At 72.1% G+C, this 17,815-nt stretch carries 11 protein-coding genes; 6 read left to right on the top strand and 5 right to left on the bottom strand.

The genetic code is table 11. The features are described from left to right. Positions 1–27: 27 nt before the first annotated feature. The gene (locus tag MPTA5024_RS10155; RefSeq protein ID WP_051457890.1) at positions 28–681 is read left to right on the top strand and encodes an SDR family NAD(P)-dependent oxidoreductase; all 654 of its coding nucleotides are present in this window, start codon (positions 28–30) and stop codon (positions 679–681) included. Positions 682–749: 68 nt separating this feature from the next. After that, entirely contained in the window at positions 750–1,826 is a 1,077-nt protein-coding gene (locus tag MPTA5024_RS10150) for a threonine aldolase family protein (RefSeq protein WP_036321934.1), read from the top strand. 145 nt (positions 1,827–1,971) lie between these two features. On the opposite strand, the gene MPTA5024_RS10145 is transcribed toward MPTA5024_RS10150, so the two are convergent. Next, positions 1,972–2,658 carry a DUF305 domain-containing protein gene (locus MPTA5024_RS10145; protein WP_084369539.1) on the bottom strand — a complete coding sequence of 229 codons (687 nt, stop codon included), beginning with the start codon at positions 2,656–2,658 and terminating at the stop codon, positions 1,972–1,974. 110 nt (positions 2,659–2,768) lie between these two features. Here MPTA5024_RS10145 and MPTA5024_RS10140 point away from each other — a divergent pair, with 110 nt between their 5' ends. Then, positions 2,769–3,452 (top strand): DUF3105 domain-containing protein, encoded by a 684-nt coding sequence (locus MPTA5024_RS10140; protein ID WP_036321932.1) that lies wholly within the window; start codon positions 2,769–2,771, stop codon positions 3,450–3,452. 126 nt (positions 3,453–3,578) lie between these two features. Here the strand turns inward: MPTA5024_RS10140 and ald are convergent, their stop codons facing one another. Then, a complete protein-coding gene (gene ald / locus MPTA5024_RS10135; RefSeq protein ID WP_036321929.1) occupies positions 3,579–4,697 on the bottom strand; it encodes an alanine dehydrogenase in 1,119 nt (372 codons plus the stop codon). Positions 4,698–4,852: 155 nt separating this feature from the next. Here ald and MPTA5024_RS44195 point away from each other — a divergent pair, with 155 nt between their 5' ends. Both MPTA5024_RS44195 and MPTA5024_RS10125 read left to right on the top strand, forming a co-directional pair. Then, positions 4,853–5,968 (top strand): SecDF P1 head subdomain-containing protein, encoded by a 1,116-nt coding sequence (locus MPTA5024_RS44195; RefSeq protein WP_198167031.1) that lies wholly within the window; start codon positions 4,853–4,855, stop codon positions 5,966–5,968. 64 nt (positions 5,969–6,032) lie between these two features. Then, positions 6,033–6,659, top strand: a complete 627-nt coding sequence (locus MPTA5024_RS10125; protein ID WP_157099348.1) for a hypothetical protein — start codon at positions 6,033–6,035, stop codon at positions 6,657–6,659. A gap of 18 nt (positions 6,660–6,677) precedes the next feature. On the opposite strand, the gene MPTA5024_RS10120 is transcribed toward MPTA5024_RS10125, so the two are convergent. Next, complete coding sequence (locus tag MPTA5024_RS10120) at positions 6,678–8,918, bottom strand: xanthine dehydrogenase family protein molybdopterin-binding subunit (RefSeq protein ID WP_036321924.1); 2,241 nt, start codon at positions 8,916–8,918, stop codon at positions 6,678–6,680. Positions 8,919–9,054: 136 nt separating this feature from the next. Between MPTA5024_RS10120 and MPTA5024_RS10115 the strand changes: the two genes are divergently transcribed. Beyond that, a complete protein-coding gene (locus MPTA5024_RS10115) occupies positions 9,055–10,572 on the top strand; it encodes a PucR family transcriptional regulator (RefSeq protein ID WP_036321923.1) in 1,518 nt (505 codons plus the stop codon). Here the strand turns inward: MPTA5024_RS10115 and MPTA5024_RS10110 are convergent. Then, positions 10,522–13,446 (bottom strand): AfsR/SARP family transcriptional regulator, encoded by a 2,925-nt coding sequence (locus tag MPTA5024_RS10110; protein WP_198167030.1) that lies wholly within the window; start codon positions 13,444–13,446, stop codon positions 10,522–10,524. The genes MPTA5024_RS10115 and MPTA5024_RS10110 overlap by 51 nt on opposite strands. Beyond that, positions 13,443–16,304: an AfsR/SARP family transcriptional regulator gene (locus MPTA5024_RS10105; RefSeq protein WP_051457889.1), complete on the bottom strand. Its 2,862-nt coding sequence runs from the start codon at positions 16,302–16,304 to the stop codon at positions 13,443–13,445. Before MPTA5024_RS10105 ends, MPTA5024_RS10110 begins: the two co-directional genes overlap by 4 nt. Positions 16,305–17,815: the final 1,511 nt, after the last annotated feature.

Here is a 17,815-nt window from a genome sequence, read left to right as displayed (position 1 = left end):
ACCGATACGGACGGGAACGGACGGACGATGAGCAGAGTGATCCTGGTCACCGGGGCGGGCGGCCCGACCGGCGAGGCGGTGACCCGGAGGTTCGCCGAGCTGGGCGACACCGTGATCGGGGTGAACCGGACGGGGGAGGGCGGCGCCGTCGCCGTCGACCTCCTCGACCGGGACGCGGTACGGGAGCTCGCCGGGCGGATCCAGGCCGAGCACGGCCGGGTGGACGGCGTCGTCCACCTCGTCGGGGGCTGGCGGGGGTCGAAGACCTTCGCCGAGACCTCCCTGGACGACTGGGACGCCCTGCACGCCCTGCTGATCCGGACGCTGCAGAACGTGTCGCTCGCGTTCGAGCCGCTGCTGCGGGCCAGCGACAACGGCCGGTTCGTGATCGTCTCGGCGCGGGCGGCGCAGAAGCCGACCCAGGGCAACGCGGCGTACGCGGCGGCCAAGGCGGCCGCCGAGGCCTGGACGCTGTCGCTCGCGGACGCCCTCGACGGCACCCGGTCGGCGGCCGTGGTCCTGGTGGTCACCGCGCTGGTGCACGATGGGATGCGGGCCGCCAACCCGGACAAGGCGTACAAGACGTTCACCGACGTGAAGGACCTGGCGGCGGCCGTCGCGGGACTGTGGGACGAGGAGCCGGGGGCCGTCAACGGGCGGCGGATCGACCTCACGCCCTGAGACCGCCTCGCGATTCCGTCGGGAGCCCGCTCCGGACGGCCAGGCCCTCGGACGGATGGAGAGATTTCGTGACAACGGATGCCGTGCGGCGGCACGACCCGGCGACCAAGGCGTTCGCGAGCGACAACTACGCGGGGGTGCACCCCGAGGTCATGGAGGCGATCGCCCTCGCCAACGGCGGGCACCAGGTGCCCTACGGCGACGACGTCTACACCGAGGCGCTGCAGGGGATCTTCCGGGCCCACTTCGGGGAGCAGGCCGAGGCGTTCCCGGTGTTCAACGGCACCGCCGCCAACGTGGTGTCGCTGCGCTCGATGTGCGCCCACTGGGAGGCCGTCGTCTGCCCGGAGACGGCGCACATCAACACCGACGAGGGCGGCGCCCCCGAGGTGACCGGCGGCCTGAAGCTGCTGCCGGTGCCCACCCCGGACGGCAAGCTGACGCCCGAGCTGGTCGACCGCCGCGCGTGGGGCTTCGGCGACGTGCACCGCGCCCAGCCCAAGGCGGTGTCGATCTCGAACGCCACCGAGCTCGGCACGCTCTACACGCCGGCCGAGATCAAGGCGGTCGCCGACCACGCGCACGAGCTGGGGATGTTCGTCCACCTCGACGGCTCCCGGATCACGAACGCGGCCGCCGCCCTCGACGTGCCGCTGCGGGCGCTGACCACGGACGCGGGCGTCGACGTGCTCTCGTTCGGCGGCACCAAGATCGGCCTGATGTTCGGGGAGGTCGTGGTCGCCCTGAACCCGGCCGCCGCCCACGGCCTGCCGTACCTGCGCAAGACGAGCATGCAACTCGCCTCGAAGATGCGGTTCGTGTCGGTGCAGTTCGAGGCGCTGCTCGGCGGCGACCTGTGGCTGCGCAGCGCGCGGCGGGCCAACGCGATGGCGCGGCGGCTCGCCGACGGCGTGCGCGACATCCCCGGCGTGACGCTGCCGCGCCCCGTCGAGGCGAACGCGGTCTTCGCGATCATCCCGGCCGACGCGGCCGACCGGCTGCGCAAGCGGTTCCGGTTCTACAACTGGGACGAGCAGATCGGCGGCGGCCTGGTCGAGGTCCGCTGGATGTGCGCCTACGACACCACCGAGGAGGACGTCGACGCGTTCGTGCGGGCCGTCGCCGAGGAGTTCCGCGCCGCCTGACGGGCTCTCGTACGGAGAAAGCGCCGGTGACGGCGCGGTTCGGGAGACGCGGTACGGGCCCAGGCCCGTACCGCGACCGGACCCGGCGACCCGGCTGGGTCCCGGCCTGGCGGGCAGACCTGGCGACCGGACCTGACGGCCGGGTCTAGCCGACCGGCGTCTTGAGGATCGACGGCAGCGGCTGCGCGCCACGCTGGGCCAGGAAGCCCTTCATCAGCCGGATCTCCGCAGTCTGGCCGTCGACGATGTGCTGGGCCAGGTCGCGCACCTCGGGCCGGTCCGACAGCCCCAGCAGGGCCTGGGCCATCTCGACCCCGCCCTCGTGGTGGCGGATCATGAGCTGCAGGAAGAGGATCTCCGCGTCCTTGCCGGTGGCGGCCCGGAGGCGGTTCATCTCCTCCTCGGTGGCCATGCCCGGCATCGTCCCGGCCGTCACGCCGGCCATCCCCGCCGCGCCGTGTCCGTGGCCCCCGGCCATCCACGCCATGACGGGCTGCGTGGACGCCTGGTCGAGCCCCCACTGCTGCAGCCAGCCCATGAAAATTCCACGCTGCGCGCTCTGCGTCGTGATGATGTCGTACGACAGTGTGCGCAGCGGGCCGTCGGAGGTCTTGTCGCGCACGATGAACGACATCTCGACGGCCTGGGCGTGGTGGACGGCCATGTCCCGGGCGAAACCGGCCTCGGGCGAGGTGTCGCCCGGGGTCCCCGACCTGGTCGCGAACACCACCACGAGGACGGCCGCCACGAGGACGGCGACCACCCCCAGGACCGGGAGTGTCCTGCGGGGGCGCTGGGCGGTGTCCACCGGGACACCGGTATCGGTGCTCATCGCAGCACAGGCTACTCGCTGGCGCTGTCAGGCCCGCGTCAAAGCATCACCTATACCCACTATTCTCCATACCGCAGCGGGGGAGTCGGAGATCGGCGCTTGGAGGATGGATGACGAAGGAGAAGGCGCAGGCGAGGCGTGAGAGTCTCGCCCGCATGCGCGCCGAGCAGAAGCGCAAGGAGCGCCGCGCCGCGCTCCTGATGTGGGGCATCGGCGGCCTCGTCATCGTCGTGCTGGTCGCGCTCGTCGGCCTCTACGTCGTGAACGACCGCTCACAGAAGTCCCTGAGCGCGGTCAAGACCTACAACTACAAGGGCTCCGAGCACACCTGGAACCCGGTCAAGTACAAGGAGACCCCGCCGGTCGGCGGCCAGCACAACTACTACTGGCAGAACTGCGGCATCTACGACAAGCCCATCCACAACGAGCACGGCGTCCACGCCCTGGAGCACGGCGCGGTGTGGATCACGTACCAGCCCGACCTGCCCAAGGCCGACGTCGACAAGCTGAAGAGCCTCGCGTCCGCCGACTACATGCTGCTCAGCCCGTACCCGGGCCTGCCGGCGAAGGTCGTGGCGAGCTCCTGGAACCACCAGCTCACGCTGACCGGCGCCGACGACCCGCGCCTGCCGGAGTTCATCAAGAAGTACAAGCAGAACCCGACGTACACCCCCGAGTTCGGCGCGGCCTGCGACGGCGGTGTCGGCACCACGCAGGACCAGCCGCTCCCGCCCGAGCCCAGCGCCACGCCGAGCACGACCGCCATGCCGAGCGCCTCGCCCGCGGCCTCCTGACATCCCCGTCCGTCCGGCGGGTCGCGCGAAGCGGCCCGCCGGCGGACGACCGGCAGACGGTCGGCGGACGGTCGGCGTACGGCCGGCGGACGGTCGGCGTACGGCCGGCGGACGGACACAAGAGGATCAGGGCACGAGCATGCGGTCCACCGGGACGGCCTCCAGGCCGTGGGCATCGGCCACGGGCCGGCTCGTCAGGTGGCCCTCGTGGGTGCTGAGCCCGCGCGCCAGCGCGGGGTCGGCCGTCAGCGCCTTCCGCCAGCCCAGGTTCGCGATGGCCAGCGCGTACGGCAGCGTCACGTTGGTCAGCGCGTACGTCGAGGTGTGCGGCACCGCCCCCGGCATGTTGGCCACGCAGTAGAACACCGAGTCGTGCACCCGGTAGACGGGGTCGGCGTGCGTCGTCGGGCGGGAGTCCTCGAAGCAGCCCCCCTGGTCGATCGAGATGTCGACCAGCACCGAGCCCTTCTTCATCCGCGCGACCAGGTCGTTGCTCACCAGCGTCGGCGCCTTGGCGCCCGGCACCAGCACCGCCCCGATGACCAGGTCGGCGTCGACGACGGCCCGCTCGATCTCGTACGCGTTGGACGCGACGGTCGTGCAGCGCCCCTGGTAGAGCAGGTCGGCGTCGCGCAGCCGGTCGACGTTCCGGTCGAGCAGCAGCACGTCGGCCTGCATGCCGATCGCGATGGCGGCGGCGTTCATGCCCGACACGCCCGCGCCGATGACCACGACCTTGGCGGGGTAGACGCCGGGGACGCCGCCCATCAGCACGCCGCGCCCGCCGCCCTGCCGCATCAGGTGGTAGGCGCCCACCTGCGGCGCGAGCCGTCCCGCGACCTCGGACATCGGCGCGAGCAGGGGCAGCGTCAGGTCCGGCTTCTGCACGGTCTCATAGGCGATGCCGGTCACGCCCGCGTCCAGCATCGCCCGCGTGCACGCCTCCGACGCGGCGAGGTGGAGGTAGGTGAACAGCACCTGCCCCTTGCGCATCCGCTGGTACTCGGGCTGAACCGGCTCCTTGACCTTGAGGATCAGGTCGCCCTCGGCCCAGACCTCGTCGGCCGAGCCGGCGATCACGGCGCCGGCGGACGCGAAGTCCGCGTCGGGGATGGAGGAGCCGGTGCCCGCGTCCCTCTCGACGAGGACCTGGTGGCCGTTCCTGACGAACTCGTTGACCCCCGCCGGGGTCACCGCGACACGGTACTCGTGGGTCTTGATCTCCCGGGGAACTCCGACCTTCATGCCTTCACTCTCTGCGCGTTGCCTTCGCAGGGCATCGAGCACGGCGCAACCATGTGGTCGGGATTCATGACAAATTGTCAAGAAAGCAGCATGCTGGCTGATGGTTGGCTGGTCGATTACCCGCCGTTGGCATACCTCGGTAGGCTCTGCGAGCGATGGCAGGGATCGAGGTGGGGATGCAGAACGCGCCCATACCGGGGGACGAGGAGCTCGGCCGCCTCCCCGGTGGAGCCGCCCTCCCGGAGGCGCCCCCCGGCGCCCCCGGAGACCCGGTCGCCCCGGTGGAGCCGGTGGATCCGGCGAGCCCGGTCGCGGATCCGGTCGCGGCCCCCGGCGCCCCTCCCGGACCGCCCCAGGCGGGCCGGGGGACGACGATCGCCCTCGTGGCCGCGCTGGCCATGGTCGTCGTGATGTCCGGCGTGCTCGGCGCGGTGGCCGTGGTGATGACCCGCAACCCCGACGCGCCGCCGCTGTCCACGACGCAGGTGCGGCGCCTGCAGACGCCGATGCACCTGGCCCCGGTGACGGGGGTGCGCCCGGCGCCCTGCCCGGACACCGACGGCGTCCCCGACGACAAGAACACCACCTGCTACCAGCTCGACCCCGGCGTGAACGTGACCACCGTGCAGAAGGTCGAGGCGCTGCCCGAGCGCGACGGCACCTACTCGGTGCGGGTGGTCCTCGCCCCGTCCAGCCAGGAGCAGGTCACGAAGCTGACCCATGACACGGTGCAGCAGCAGCTCGCCATCGTCGTGGGGGACAAGGTGGTCGCCGCGCCCCGGGTGGCCCAGGAGATCACGCAGGACAGCCTGAGCATCGCCGGGTTCACCAAGGAGCAGGCGGACGACCTGGTCGCCCTCCTCGTCGGCACCGCCGCGCCCCAGTCCGGGCCGAGTCAGCCACCGGCCACGCAGCCGGGGACGACGCAGCCGGGGACGACACAGCCCGCCACGACACAGCCGGGGACAGCCCAGCCGGGCACGACGCAGCCGGGGACGACCCAGGGGCAGCAGCAGGCGACCCAGCAGCCGGTCCGGACGCCGCCCGGCGTCACCCAGCCGGAGAGCCTGACCACCACGGGCGCGTCCTCGCGGAACGGGCAGGCGGCCAGGTCCCAGGGATGGCGCAGCGGGAACACCATGCGGTTCCCGGACTGCAAGGCGGCCAACGCCGCCGGCTACGGGCCGTACACCAAGGGCGTCCACCCGGAGTACTACTGGTACAAGGACGTCGACAACGACGGCGTGGCCTGCGACCCCGACGACCTGTGAACCCGGGTCCCCGCTGCAAGCGGGGGTCAATCGGCGTGCAAGGCGGCCCGCCTACCGTACGAACGTGTCCAGACGAATCCTCGCCGGCGCGGCCGTGACGGCCGTGGCCGCCGCCCTGCTGCTGCCCTCGTCCTCGGCGTCCGCCCAGGCGGCGCCCCCGCCGGCCAAGACGGCCAAGAAGCTGTTCGCCGCGTGGCTGCGCGGCGACCGCGCCGCGGCCGCCCGCGTGGCCTCCCCGGCCGCGGTGAACACGATCTTCGCCTATCCGTACCGCGCGCCGGACGGGTTCGCCGGCTGCTCGGGCCACTCCTGCCGTTTCACGCACACCAGCGTGCGCGTGCCGGGCGGCCTCGACGGCATCCTGATGGTCGTGTCCGGCTCGAAGGTCGCCAAGGTCTACGAGTCGCGCCACATCACCAAGCCCTCGGCCGTCGCGGCGTACTTCTTCGGCGCCTGGAAGGCGAACGACCGCAACCGGGCGCTGGAGGTGGCGCGGACCGCCGCCGTGGCGACCCTGTTCCGGGCGAGGTTCGACCCCCACGGCGTCGCGTACACCTTCCAGGGCTGCAACCCGGAGAAGAAGGGCTACGGCTGCGCCTACTCCTACGAGGGCGGCGCCATGTTCCTGCACGTGCGCGGCTCGAAGAGCGCCGGGTACGACGTGCGGTCGGTCGGCTTCATCGCCGACTGAGACCGCCCGTCCCGGGCCTCACGCCCGTGCGGGCGCGAGGGCGACGTCCTCCGGGCGGATCGGGACGCGCGGCAGCTCCAGCCCGGTGGCGGCCCGTACGGCCGCCGCCACGGCCGGGGTGGACGACAGCGTCGGCGGCTCGCCCGCGCCCCGCAGCCCGTACGGCGCGTGGGGGTCGGGGTTCTCCAGGATCGACAGCCGCATCGGCGGCATGTCGAGGATCGTCGGGATGAGGTAGTCGGTGAACGACGGGTTCAGCACCCGCCCGTCGCGCACCTGGATCTCCTCCATCAGCGCCAGTCCGAGCCCCTGGGCCGTGCCGCCGTGGATCTGGCCCTCCAGCGCGAGGGGGTTGAGGATCTTCCCGACGTCCTGGACGGCGGCCAGCTCCACGACCTTCACCAGGCCCAGCTCGACGTCCACGTCGACGACGGCCCGGTGGACGCACAGCGCGAGCTGGGTGTGCGAGTCGCCCTGCCCGGTCACCGGGTCGAGGGGGTGGGTCGGCCGGTGCCGGTACTCGCGGGTCTCCTCCACCGGCCCGGACCGCTCCAGCAGCTCCTCCAGCGACAGCCCCGGATGCGCGGCCCGCAGGCTGTCCAGGCGTTCCCGCACGGCCTCGCAGGCCGTCTTGACCGCGCCGCCCGTCACGTACGACTGGCGGGAGGCCGAGGACGACCCGGCCGAGCCGACGGAGGTGTCCGCGGGGGCCACGGTGACCGTCTCGATCCCCAGCTCGGTGCGGGCGATCTGCGCCTGGATCGTGACGAGGCCCTGGCCGACCTCCGCGGCGGCGGTGTGCACGAGCACGTGCGGCTCGCCGCCGATCAGCTCCACCCGGACCCTCGCGGTGGAGTAGTCGTCGAAGCCCTCGGAGAAGCAGATGTTCTTGATGCCCACGCCGTAGCCCACGCCGCGGCGCACGCCCTCGCCGTGCGTCGTCTGGGCGACCCCGCCGGGCAGGGCCCGCAGGTCCACCTCGCCGGAGGCCTCCTCCGGCAGCGGCATCGCGGCCAGGCGCACCAGCATCTCGGCGAGCGGCGCAGGCGTGTCGATCAGCTGTCCGGTGGCCAGCCGGGAGCCCTGCGACACGGCGTTGCGGACGCGGATCTCGACGGGGGACAGGCCGCAGGCCTCGGCGAGCCGGTCCATCTGCGACTCGTACGCATAGCAGGCCTGCACCGCCCCGAAGCCGCGCATCGCCCCGCAGGGCGGGTTGTTCGTGTAGACGCCGTACGCGTCGATCCACACGTTGCCGACCTCGTACGGCCCGACGCCGAGCGAGGCGGCGTTGCCGACGACGGCCGGGGTGGACGAGCAGTAGGCGCCGCCGTCCAGCAGGATCTCGGCCCTGACGTAGACGAGCCGCCCGTCGGCCGTGGCGCCGTGCTCGTAGCGCATCCGGGCGGGGTGGCGGTGGACGTGCCCGAAGAACGACTCCTCCCGGCCGTACACCATCTTGACCGGTCTGCCGGTCCGCAGCGCGAGCATCGAGGCGTGGATCTGCATGGACAGGTCCTCGCGGGCGCCGAAGGCGCCGCCGACCCCGGCGAGCGACAGCCGCACCTTCCCGGGCGGCAGGCCGAGGCAGGGGGCCACCTGGCCCTGGTCCACGTGGAGCCACTGCGTGGCGATGTAGAGGTCGACGCCGCCGTCCTCGGCCGGCACGGCCAGGCCCGACTCGGGCCCGAGGAACGCCTGGTCCTGCATGCCGACCTCGTACTCGCCGGTCACCACGACCTCGGCCTCGAACGTCGAGCCCACCCGGACGGGCTGGTGCCGCACCACGTTGCCGCGGGGGTTCACCTGCGGGCAGGAGGGGTCGAACGCGGCGCGCCGGGGGTCCACGACCGCCTCGCGCACCTCGTACTCCACCATGATCGCGGCGGCCGCCCGCCGCGCCGTCTCGGGATGGTCGGCGGCCACCAGAGCCACCGGCTCCCCCTGGTAGCGCACCTGGTCGATCGCGAGGACCGGCTGGTCGCGGTGCTCCAGCCCGTAGAACTTCTCGCCCGGCACGTCCTCGTGCGTGAGCACGGCGAACACGCCCGGCATCGCGAGCGCCGGGCCGACGTCGACCGAGCGGATCCAGGCCGAGGGGTGCGGGCTGCGCAGCGTGGCGCCCCACAGCATCCCCTCCAGCCACAGGTCCGAGGAGTACGCGAACTCGCCGGTCACCTTCAGCGTTCCGTCGGGCCGCTGGGCGCTCGCGCCGACGCCCGACCCGCTTCCCGAGCGCCGCTCCGTCTCCGTCGTCATCCGCCGCTCCACCAGCTCCGTCCGGGTTTCGCTGGCAGTACATCAACCCGCGCCGGCCGTGAGCCATCGGCGGCGGCATGAAAGCCGGCGGCCGCCCGTGTCCCCGCTTGTAGGTTTCTCCAAATACGCTGTCGGTGTGTTGCTGAGAGACCTGCTCGCCGTACCCGGGCTCCGGCTCGCGCTCCTCGCCGGTGAGGAGCGGCTGGACCGGGCGGTCACGGGCGTCCTCATCACCGACCTGCCGGACCCGCGCCGCTACCTGTCCGGCGGGGAGCTGGTGCTGACCGGGCTGATGTGGCGGCAGGGGCCGGACGACTCCGCGCGGTTCGTGGACGCCCTGGTCGGCGCGGGCGTCGCGGCCCTCGGCGCGGGGGACGCCCGGCTCGGCACGGTCCCGGACGACCTCGTGACGGCCTGCCGCGACCGGGGCCTGCCGCTGGTCGAGGTGCCGGTCGAGGTGTCGTTCGGAGCCGTGACGGAGCTGGTCCGCGGCCGTCTCGCCGGGCCCGCGGGCGACCCGCGCGGGGCGCTCGGGCGGCACCGCAGGATCGTCGCCGCCGTCGCCGAGGGCGCCGGCCTCGACGAGCTGTTCGCGCTCATCGCGAGCGAGCTCGGCGTCGCCGCCGCCGTGATCACGGCGTCCGGCTCGGTCGTCGCGGGCGACCTGCCGGCCGGGGAGGCCGTACGGCTGGCCCGGGACTACCTGTCGGCCGTCCGGCTGCCGGTGGTGGTGCGGCCGCGCGGGGAGGGCGTCGCGCACACGCTGTTCGCCGTGGACCGGTCGCACCGGGCGGCCGGATGGGCGCTGGTGTGCCGGGGCGAGCTCGACGCGGAGATCGGCTACGAGCTGGCCGCCTGCGTGGCGATGGAGCGCACCCGCAGGGAGGAGGGCCGCCGGGTGGAGCGGAGGCTGGCCGAGCAGCTGATCGCGCTCGCCTGCTCCGGCGGCGACCCGTCCGAGCTGTCCGCCCGGCTGCGGACCAGCGGCATCGACGCCGCCGAGCCGTACGCCGTGGTCGCCGCGACCGTCGCCCGCCCCGGCGCGACGGACGGCCCCGACCCCGCCGTCCTGGGCGGCCAGGTGGTGGAGGAGCTGCTCGACCGCCGGGCCGTGGCCGCCGCGGGGGCGGACGGGTCGGTGGCCCTCGTCCCGCTCCGGCAGGGGACGGCAGACGGCCTCGCCGCCTCGCTGCGAGATCGGACCGCCCTGCTGACGGCCGGGCTGCCGGGAACCCGGGTGGCCATCGGCGTGAGCGGCGCCCTCACCGGCCCGGCCGCCATCCGGGGCGGTGTCGAGGAGGCCGGCCACGCCCGCCGGATGGCCGAGGCGCGCGGCGGGGGAGTGGTCACCAGCGACGAGATCTACACGCACGCGCTGCTGCTGGCCACCGTGCCGGGCGACGTGCGCGGCTCGTTCGCCGAACGGCTCCTGGGTCCGCTGTTCGACTACGACCGGCGGCACGGGGCGGAGCTGGTCCGCACGCTCGGGGCGTTCCTCGACTGCACCGGCTCCTGGAACGGCTGCGCCGAGCGGCTGCACGTCCACGTCAACACGGTGCGCTACCGCATCAAGCGGGTGGAGGAGCTCACCGGCAAGGACCTGTCATCCATGGCCGACCGCGTCGACCTCTTCCTCGCCCTCCGCGCCGGCTGAGCCGCCTTCGCGGCTCACGCCGCCCAAAGCGGCGAGCTCCCGGGTCGCTCGCGCGATCAGGTGACGGTCCCCGCTCTTCCACGCGCACGCGAGGGCGTCGCGCAATCGGGCCCCGGCCTCGGCGACCCGGCCCAGATCACGCTGAACGATGCCGATGTGGATCGTGAAGGTCGCCTCCAGGCCCAGGTACCTGCGGTTGCGGGCCCGGCCGAGGCCTTCCTCGAATCGGCTCAGCGCCGCCTGCAGGTCACCCTCCCGGAACGCGATCTTGCCCAGCCCCAGGATCGCGTCGCACTGGTGCATCCCGTCCCCCGCCTCCTCCGCCAGCAGAAGTACCTCGCTCAGCCTGGCCGTCGCCTCCGGCAGGCGTCCGAGGCCGAGGAGCCCCAGTCCGCAGCCGATGAGGGCGTGCCGTTCCCCCACCGCCGAGGCGATCTCCCGCGCGATCCGCAGCTGGGCCTCGGCGCAGGCCAGCACCTCGTGGTGCTGCTCCCGGCCGCCGTAGGTGACGGCGAGGTTGCCCAGCGCCCGCATCTCCCCGAACCGGTTTCCCCACGCCCGCTGCATCTCCAGCTCTTTGCGCAGATGCGGGATCGCCTCCTCCGAGCGCTCCATCTGGTTGAGCGCGAGGGCCACGTACCCGTGCGCCAGCGCGACCACCGACCGGTCGCCTATGCGCTCTCCCGTCCTCAGCGCCTCCTCGTGGATGCCGAGGATGTCGTTGCGATGACCGGCGTTCGTCAGGTGCCAGTAGAACGTGAACGTCAGGTAGGCCCCCGCGCGGGCGACTGAGGGGTCGGCGACGGACATGGCCTGGGCGGCCGCGGCCAGGATGTTGGGCCGTTCCCGCTCCAGCCAGCCGAACGCGTCCGCCTCTTCGGCGAACGCGACCGGATCGCGCTCCACGAAGTCGTACGGCGGATGGACGCGGTTGGCGTCGACCAGCGTCATGGCGTGGCGGATGGTGAGGCCGTACAGGCCCACCGCCCGCAGCAGGGCGTCTTTGCGCTCCTTGTCCGTCAGGTGCCGTTCTGCCAGTTCCATGGCGAACAGGCGGACCAGGTCGTGCAGCCGGAAGCGCCCGGACTCGTGCCGTTCGGCGAGGTGGGCCCGGACGAGGCGGTCCACGTACCGCTCGGCGTCCGGCTGCGGTGCGTCGAGCAGGGCCGCGACGACCTCGGCGGTCGCGTCGGGGATGTGGAGGACGCCCAGGTGGCGCAGGGCCCGCGCGGCGGCCACGTCGACCTCCCGGGGACTGCCGGAGAGCAGGTCGTGGCTCAGCCGCAGGCTCGCGCTGACGGCGACGTCCCCGGACTCCAGCTCGTGCAGGGCGCGCCGCCGGTCCCGGAGCCGGGCGTTGAGGTCCTTCAGGCTCGCGTGGGGGTTCTCGGCGAGCCGGGCCGCCGCGAGGCGCAGGGCCAGCGGCAGCCCGCCGCACAGGTTCGCCAGCTCCGCGGCCGCCCGCGGGTCGGCCGCCACACGCCCGGCGCCGACGAGCTCGGCCAGCATGGCGACCGCCTCGGCGTGCGGCATCGTCCCCAGGGGCACCGCCACGCAGTCGTCCACGATCGCGAACGACTCCCGGCTGGTGACGAGGACGGCGTTCCCCGCGGGCAGGCCGAGCAGGGGGCGGACCTGGTCGGGTCCCGCCGCGTCGTCGAGCACGATCAGCAAACGGCGCCCCTGCAGCCGCGTCCTGAGCATGGCCGCCGCCTCGTCCGGCTCCGCCGGCACGGCCTCGGGGTGCACTCCCAGCCCGCGCAGGAGCCTGCGGAGCAGGTCGATGGGCGGCAGGCGCTGGACTCCGGGCGTGGCGCCGAGGAGGTTGGCGTACAGCTGGCCGCCGGGGAAGTGGTCCCGCACCGCGTGGGCGGCGTGCACCGCGACCGCCGACTTGCCCGCGCCCGCCGTGCCCGTCACGGCGACGATCGCCTGGGGCGCCGAGCCGTCCGGCGGCACGAGCAGGGACCGGAGCCGCGCGAGCTCCTCGGCGCGTCCCACGAAGACGCGGATGTCACGCGGCAGCTGGTGGGGGATCACAGGCGGACTGACGGTGTCCCTGGGCGGGGCGAGGGAGGGGTCGGCGCGCAGGATCAGCTCGTGGCAGCGCTGCAGGGACTCACCGGGATCCACGCCGAGGTGCTCGGCGAGCAGCCGCCGGCCCTCGTGGAAGGCGGCCAGCGCCTCGGCCTGGCGTCCGCAGCGGTAGAGGGCGAGCATGAGCAGCTCGCGGGCCCGTTCCCTGAGGGGGTCGTCGCCGACGAGCGCGGTGAGGAGCTCCACCGCTTCCTGAGGCCGGCCCAGGCACAGCAGCGTGTCGGCCTGGTCCTCACGCGCCGTCAGACGCAGGCCTTCCAGGCGTTCCCGCTCGGCGTGCGCGAAGGGGCCGGGGACGCCGCCCAGAGCGGGCCCGGTCCACTGCCGTAACGCGGCTTCCAGCTCCCCGAGGCGGGCCTGCGGGTCGTTCTCCGCGGCGTGATGCCGGGCCCGGCCGAGGTGGTGGTCGAACCGCCCGGCGTCGATGTCATAGGCGCCGGGGGCCAGCAGGTAGCCGCGGGCCGAACTGAGCACCAGGCTGTAGGGGCCGCGGCGGCCCGCCTCAGGTTCGAGCGCGCCGCGCAGCCCCGCGATGTAGGTGTAGACGCTCTGCTCGGCGGTCTTCGGGTGGCCGCCGCCCCACAGTCCGGCGATCAGCCTGTCCTTGGCCACGACCTGTCCGGGCTGCGCGGCGAGCAGGCACAGGACCGCGCGCTGCAGCGGCGGCCCGAGATCCACGGCCAGGTCCCCCCGCCACGCCGCGACCGGCCCCAGCAGCTGAAGCCGTACGACGGGGGAGGCCGCGTCGCGCGCCGACGGCTGATCGGGCACGCTCACTCGCCCATTATGGCGGGAGAGCGCTCCGGAGAGGTGTTCGTGCCGGCCATGGCCTCCCTGATCGCCTCCAGCTCCCGCGCCGCGACGGCGCTCCACCGCGCGTTGCCCAGGTCGTCGGCGATGCTTTCGGCCTCCTTCGCGTACGTGCGAGCGCGGTCGAAACGGTGCAGCGCGCGTTCCGCGCGAGCGAGGAGGCACAGGGACATCACCTCGCCGTCTCGATAGCCGGACCGGCGGACCTGGGCGAGCGCCCGCTCCAGGTGGGGAACCGCGGAGAGGGGGTCACCCCTGTCCAGATCGATGGCGCCCATCGCGCGCAGGCACCCTGCCTGATGTTGATGGTCTCCCGTCCGCTCCGCCAGCTGGAGGGCCTCTGCCAGTACGTCGTACGCGGACGACCACGTGCCCAGCCCTTTCAGAGCCGTCCCCAGCATCAGGAGGGCGTGTCTCTCGCCGACCTCGGAACCGATCATCCTGGCGATGACCAGCTGCGTCTCGGCGCATTCCAGCGCCTCCGCATACCGTTCGAGATCGTTGTAGTTGACGCTCAGATTTCCCAGCGCGCGCATCTCGCCGAACCGGTCGCCCAGTCTGCGCTGCAGGGCCAGCTCGGCCTCCTGGTGGGGGAGCGCGCCGACGAAGTCCCCCAGGCGGTGATGCGCCATGGAGAGCTGACTGTGGGCGAGGGACTGGACCTGAAGATCGCCGATCCGCGTCGCCACCCGCAGGGCCGCCTGGTTGATGGCCAGGTGCTCGTTGCGATGGGCGCCCCGGTAGAGGTGCCAGGAAAGGGAGAAACCGACGTACGCGCCCATGAGAGCCGTCTGGTCGTCATCCGATGCGAGTGCCTGCAACGCCGCCGCGATGACGTTCGCGCGCTCCTCCTCCAGCCACGCCGTCGCTTCGGGAGCGGTGTGGAACGAGAGAGGGACCTGGGGGACGTCCGGCCAGTGAAGCTGGACGCGGTGCGGGTCGACCACGGCGCTCGCATGTCGAGCGGTCGCGCCGTAGAAGCCGAGCGCGCGGATCAGCGCCAGGGATCTCTCCGGGGCCGAGAGTTGCTCGTCGGCCAGTTCGATCGCGAACAGCCGTACGAGATCGTGCGGCCGGAACCGTCTCGACGCGACCGGCTCGACCAGATGGGCCCGTGAGAGCCGGTTGAGCGCCCGCTCGGCGACGTCCGCGGGTTCGTCGAGCAGGGCGGCCATGACGTCCGGGGTCACGTCCGCCACGTGCAGAACGCCCAGTCGGCAGAGGGCGCGCGCCGCTGTCCTGTCGATCGCGGCGCGGCTCCTGCGCAGCGACTCGTAGCTCATCTCCAGGCTCGATCGGACGGCGGTCTGCCCCGACTCCAGCTCGTGCAGGGTCCGGCGCCTGTCCTCCAGCCGCGCGGCGAGGTCGTGCACGGTCCACTGCGGGCGTTCGACGAGCCGGGCGCCGGCCAGGCGCAGGGCGAGCGGCAGGCCGCCGCAGAGGTCCGCCAGGCGACCGGCGGCGAGAGGATCGGCCGCGATGCGGGCCGCGCCGGCGAGCTTCGCCAGAACCGTGACCGCCTCGCTGCGTCCCAAGCCGCCGAGGACCAGGTGGACACAGTCGTCGGCCATGGCGAACGACTCACGGCTGGTGATGAGGACGGCGTTTCCGTGCGGGAGGTTCAGCAGCGGGCGCACCTGGTCGATGTCGGCGGCGTCGTCGAGCAGGATCAGCGCGCGCCGCCCTTCCAGCCGGTCCCGCAGCGTCGCGGCGGCCTCGTCCACCTGCGAGGGAACGTTCTCATGTTCGACGCCCAAGGCGCGCAGGAACCGGCTCAGCACTTCGAGCGCGTCGAGCCGTTCCACGCCCGGCGTGGCCCCGAGGAGGTTGGCGTAGAGCCGTCCGTCCGGGAAGTGACCGCTCACGGCGTGCACGGCCTGGACGGCGAGCGCCGACTTGCCGGCCCCGGGAGGGCCGGTGATGGCCATCACGGCCTGTGGAGCGCTGTCGTCCCAGGGAGCCAGAAGCGCTCGGAGCCGCACGAGCTCCTCGACGCGGCCGACGAAGTGAGCGACCGCCTGCGGCAGTTGGCGCGGTGCGAGATCCGTGTCTCGGCTGTCGGTCACTGACACGGAGGTCGCGATCCGGTCGTCGAGGGAGGGGTCGGCTCGCAGGATCAGCTCGTAGCGTCTGCGGAGGGCATCGCCGGGATCGACGCCGAGCTTCTGCCCGAGGAGACGCTGGAGCTGAAGGTACGTGTCCAGCGCGTCGGCCTGTCTGCCGCAGCGGTAGAACGCGAGCATGAGCAGCTCTCGTGCCCGCTCCCGTAGAGGGGCCTCGCCTACCAGCGTGGTCAGGGCCGTCGCGGCCTCCTGGTGGCGTCCGAGGGCGAGCAGGACGTCGGCGCGTTCCTCGCCCGTCGTGAGCCGCACCTCCTCCAGCCGGGCACGTTCCACCTCGGCGAACGGCCCGGGGACGCCGCACAGGGCGGGACCCGACCACATGCTCAGCGCCAGGTCGAAGGTCTTCAGGGATCCGTCGAGATGGCCGTCGGCCTGCAGTCGGCGGGCCTCCTGGAGGTGTCGCTCGAACTCCTCGGCGTCGGTCTCGACTGCCTCACGCCGCAGCAGGTAGCCGCGTGACCTGTGGACGAGGACGGTGTAGGGGCGGCGCGCTCCCTGCCCCGGCTCCAGGATCCGGCGCAGCCCGGCGACGTAGGTGTAGATGCTCTGCTCGGCCGTGACGGGGGCGCGGCTTCCCCACAGGGAGTTGATCAACCTGTCCTTCGTCACGACCTGCCCCGGCCGCGCCGCGAGGGCGCACAGCGCGGCCCGCTGCAGCGGCGGCCCGAGATCCAGAGCGCTTCCTCCGCGCGAGCCCCTCACAGGGCCCAGTAACTGCAGACGGCAGGGTGCTTCCTGGTGCGCCGTGGGCCGGTTCCCGGTATCCATGCCTCTGCTGAACTCCTCCTGGTAACGACATGGGCTATTCGTGATGTAGATGCTGGGACTGCTCCGGTACCTCGCCGGTGAGTCGGCCGCGCTCACACCTCGTCTGGCCGAGTAATTCCACATTGAGGTGCCGCATCGCCGCCGTCGTACCGCGCAGTCGAATATGCCATCACCCATCTAGATATCGTCTAGATGGCCCCTGCCTTTGCCCTTCCTGGCGATCGTGCAAGGGATCGCTCCACATGTGGCGCGCGGAAGCGGGAGCGCGTCGGTCGCAGTGGTTCGAGGAATTGCCTGCTCCTCCCTGCGCCTAACCGTCTTGTCAAGCGAAGCGGGGGAAGGCCGTCACCAAGCGGAAGTGCGGCGGGTGAGGGTGGAAACAGTCCGTACGCACCCACATCCTGAACGTGAGGGGCGAGACCCTCCATTCTCCCGGTGCCCTTTGGTGAACACGAACGGTGGCGAGGTGTAACGAAGTCGACAGCGAGCCCGACTCACAACACCTTCTACGGCGTGGAGAGGCGGGTGCGTGATCCTCGGCCACGGAGAAACCGGTGCATCTGGTGAGTCTGTGAATGCCGCCGGTGCCACAGAGAGACTCGCCGTGCCCCATCCTGTAGGCCCGTATCGAAGCGATCATGTAGCGCGGACGGGTACGCCGGACGTCGATCAGACATCCGCAGGGCTCTGAGGCCGGCGCCCCGCAGACGCCTCCAGGTGGATCGGTATCGACCGATCCACCTGGAGGCGCGTGCCGTGTGGGAGCAGTGGGGCTCGGGCTGATCGAGTTGCGCCCGGTGGCAGGGGCGATCAGGCCGCTCGGTCAAAGCAATTCCGGCGGCACGACAGGAAGCGGATCGGAAGCTTCGGTGAGATCCGCCTCGGCTTCAGGTCCTTCCGGAAGCTGATGGTCCATCCAGAAGCATGTCGCTCAACGAGGCGGCAGAGATGCGGATGCTGCCTCGCCGGCAATCCTCGTTCGGTGTCGGCCTGATAAGAGCGCGAGACGATAGGCGTCGTTCCATTGCTCGGACGCCGACGCCCGAAGACGAAGCTGTCTGGTTTGTGACCAAGTGCGTTGTTTGTCGGCTAGCGTCGTGTGAGCCGATTCTTATTGACCGATGTCCCACGTCTCTCGGCGGCGATGTCGGCTCACTGCCGGCTTTCGCGCGGAACCGTGGAGATGTGGAGCCTGTCCTTGAAATAATTGTCGCCGTGGGAAACTTCAATCGCGGTTGCCGGGGGAGAATTGATGATCTCGGTGATTGCCGGCCTCGCGTGTTGATATCCTTGTTTGCAAAATGGTGTCGAACGATTGTTATCGGCTCGCATGCGCGTTTTTGGAATGCCTTCAGGGTTTCCCGGCGTAGGATATCTGTGGGTATCTGTGCCGGCCGGTGTGATTCATGTGAAAATTCGAGAGAAATTGTCATATGAATCCGGGC

The organism is Microbispora sp. ATCC PTA-5024 (genome assembly GCF_000511135.2).
Taxonomy (GTDB): domain Bacteria; phylum Actinomycetota; class Actinomycetes; order Streptosporangiales; family Streptosporangiaceae; genus Microbispora; species Microbispora corallina.
The sequence above is the reverse complement of the archived record's forward strand: the minus strand, read 5'-3'. Positions and strand labels throughout refer to the sequence as shown.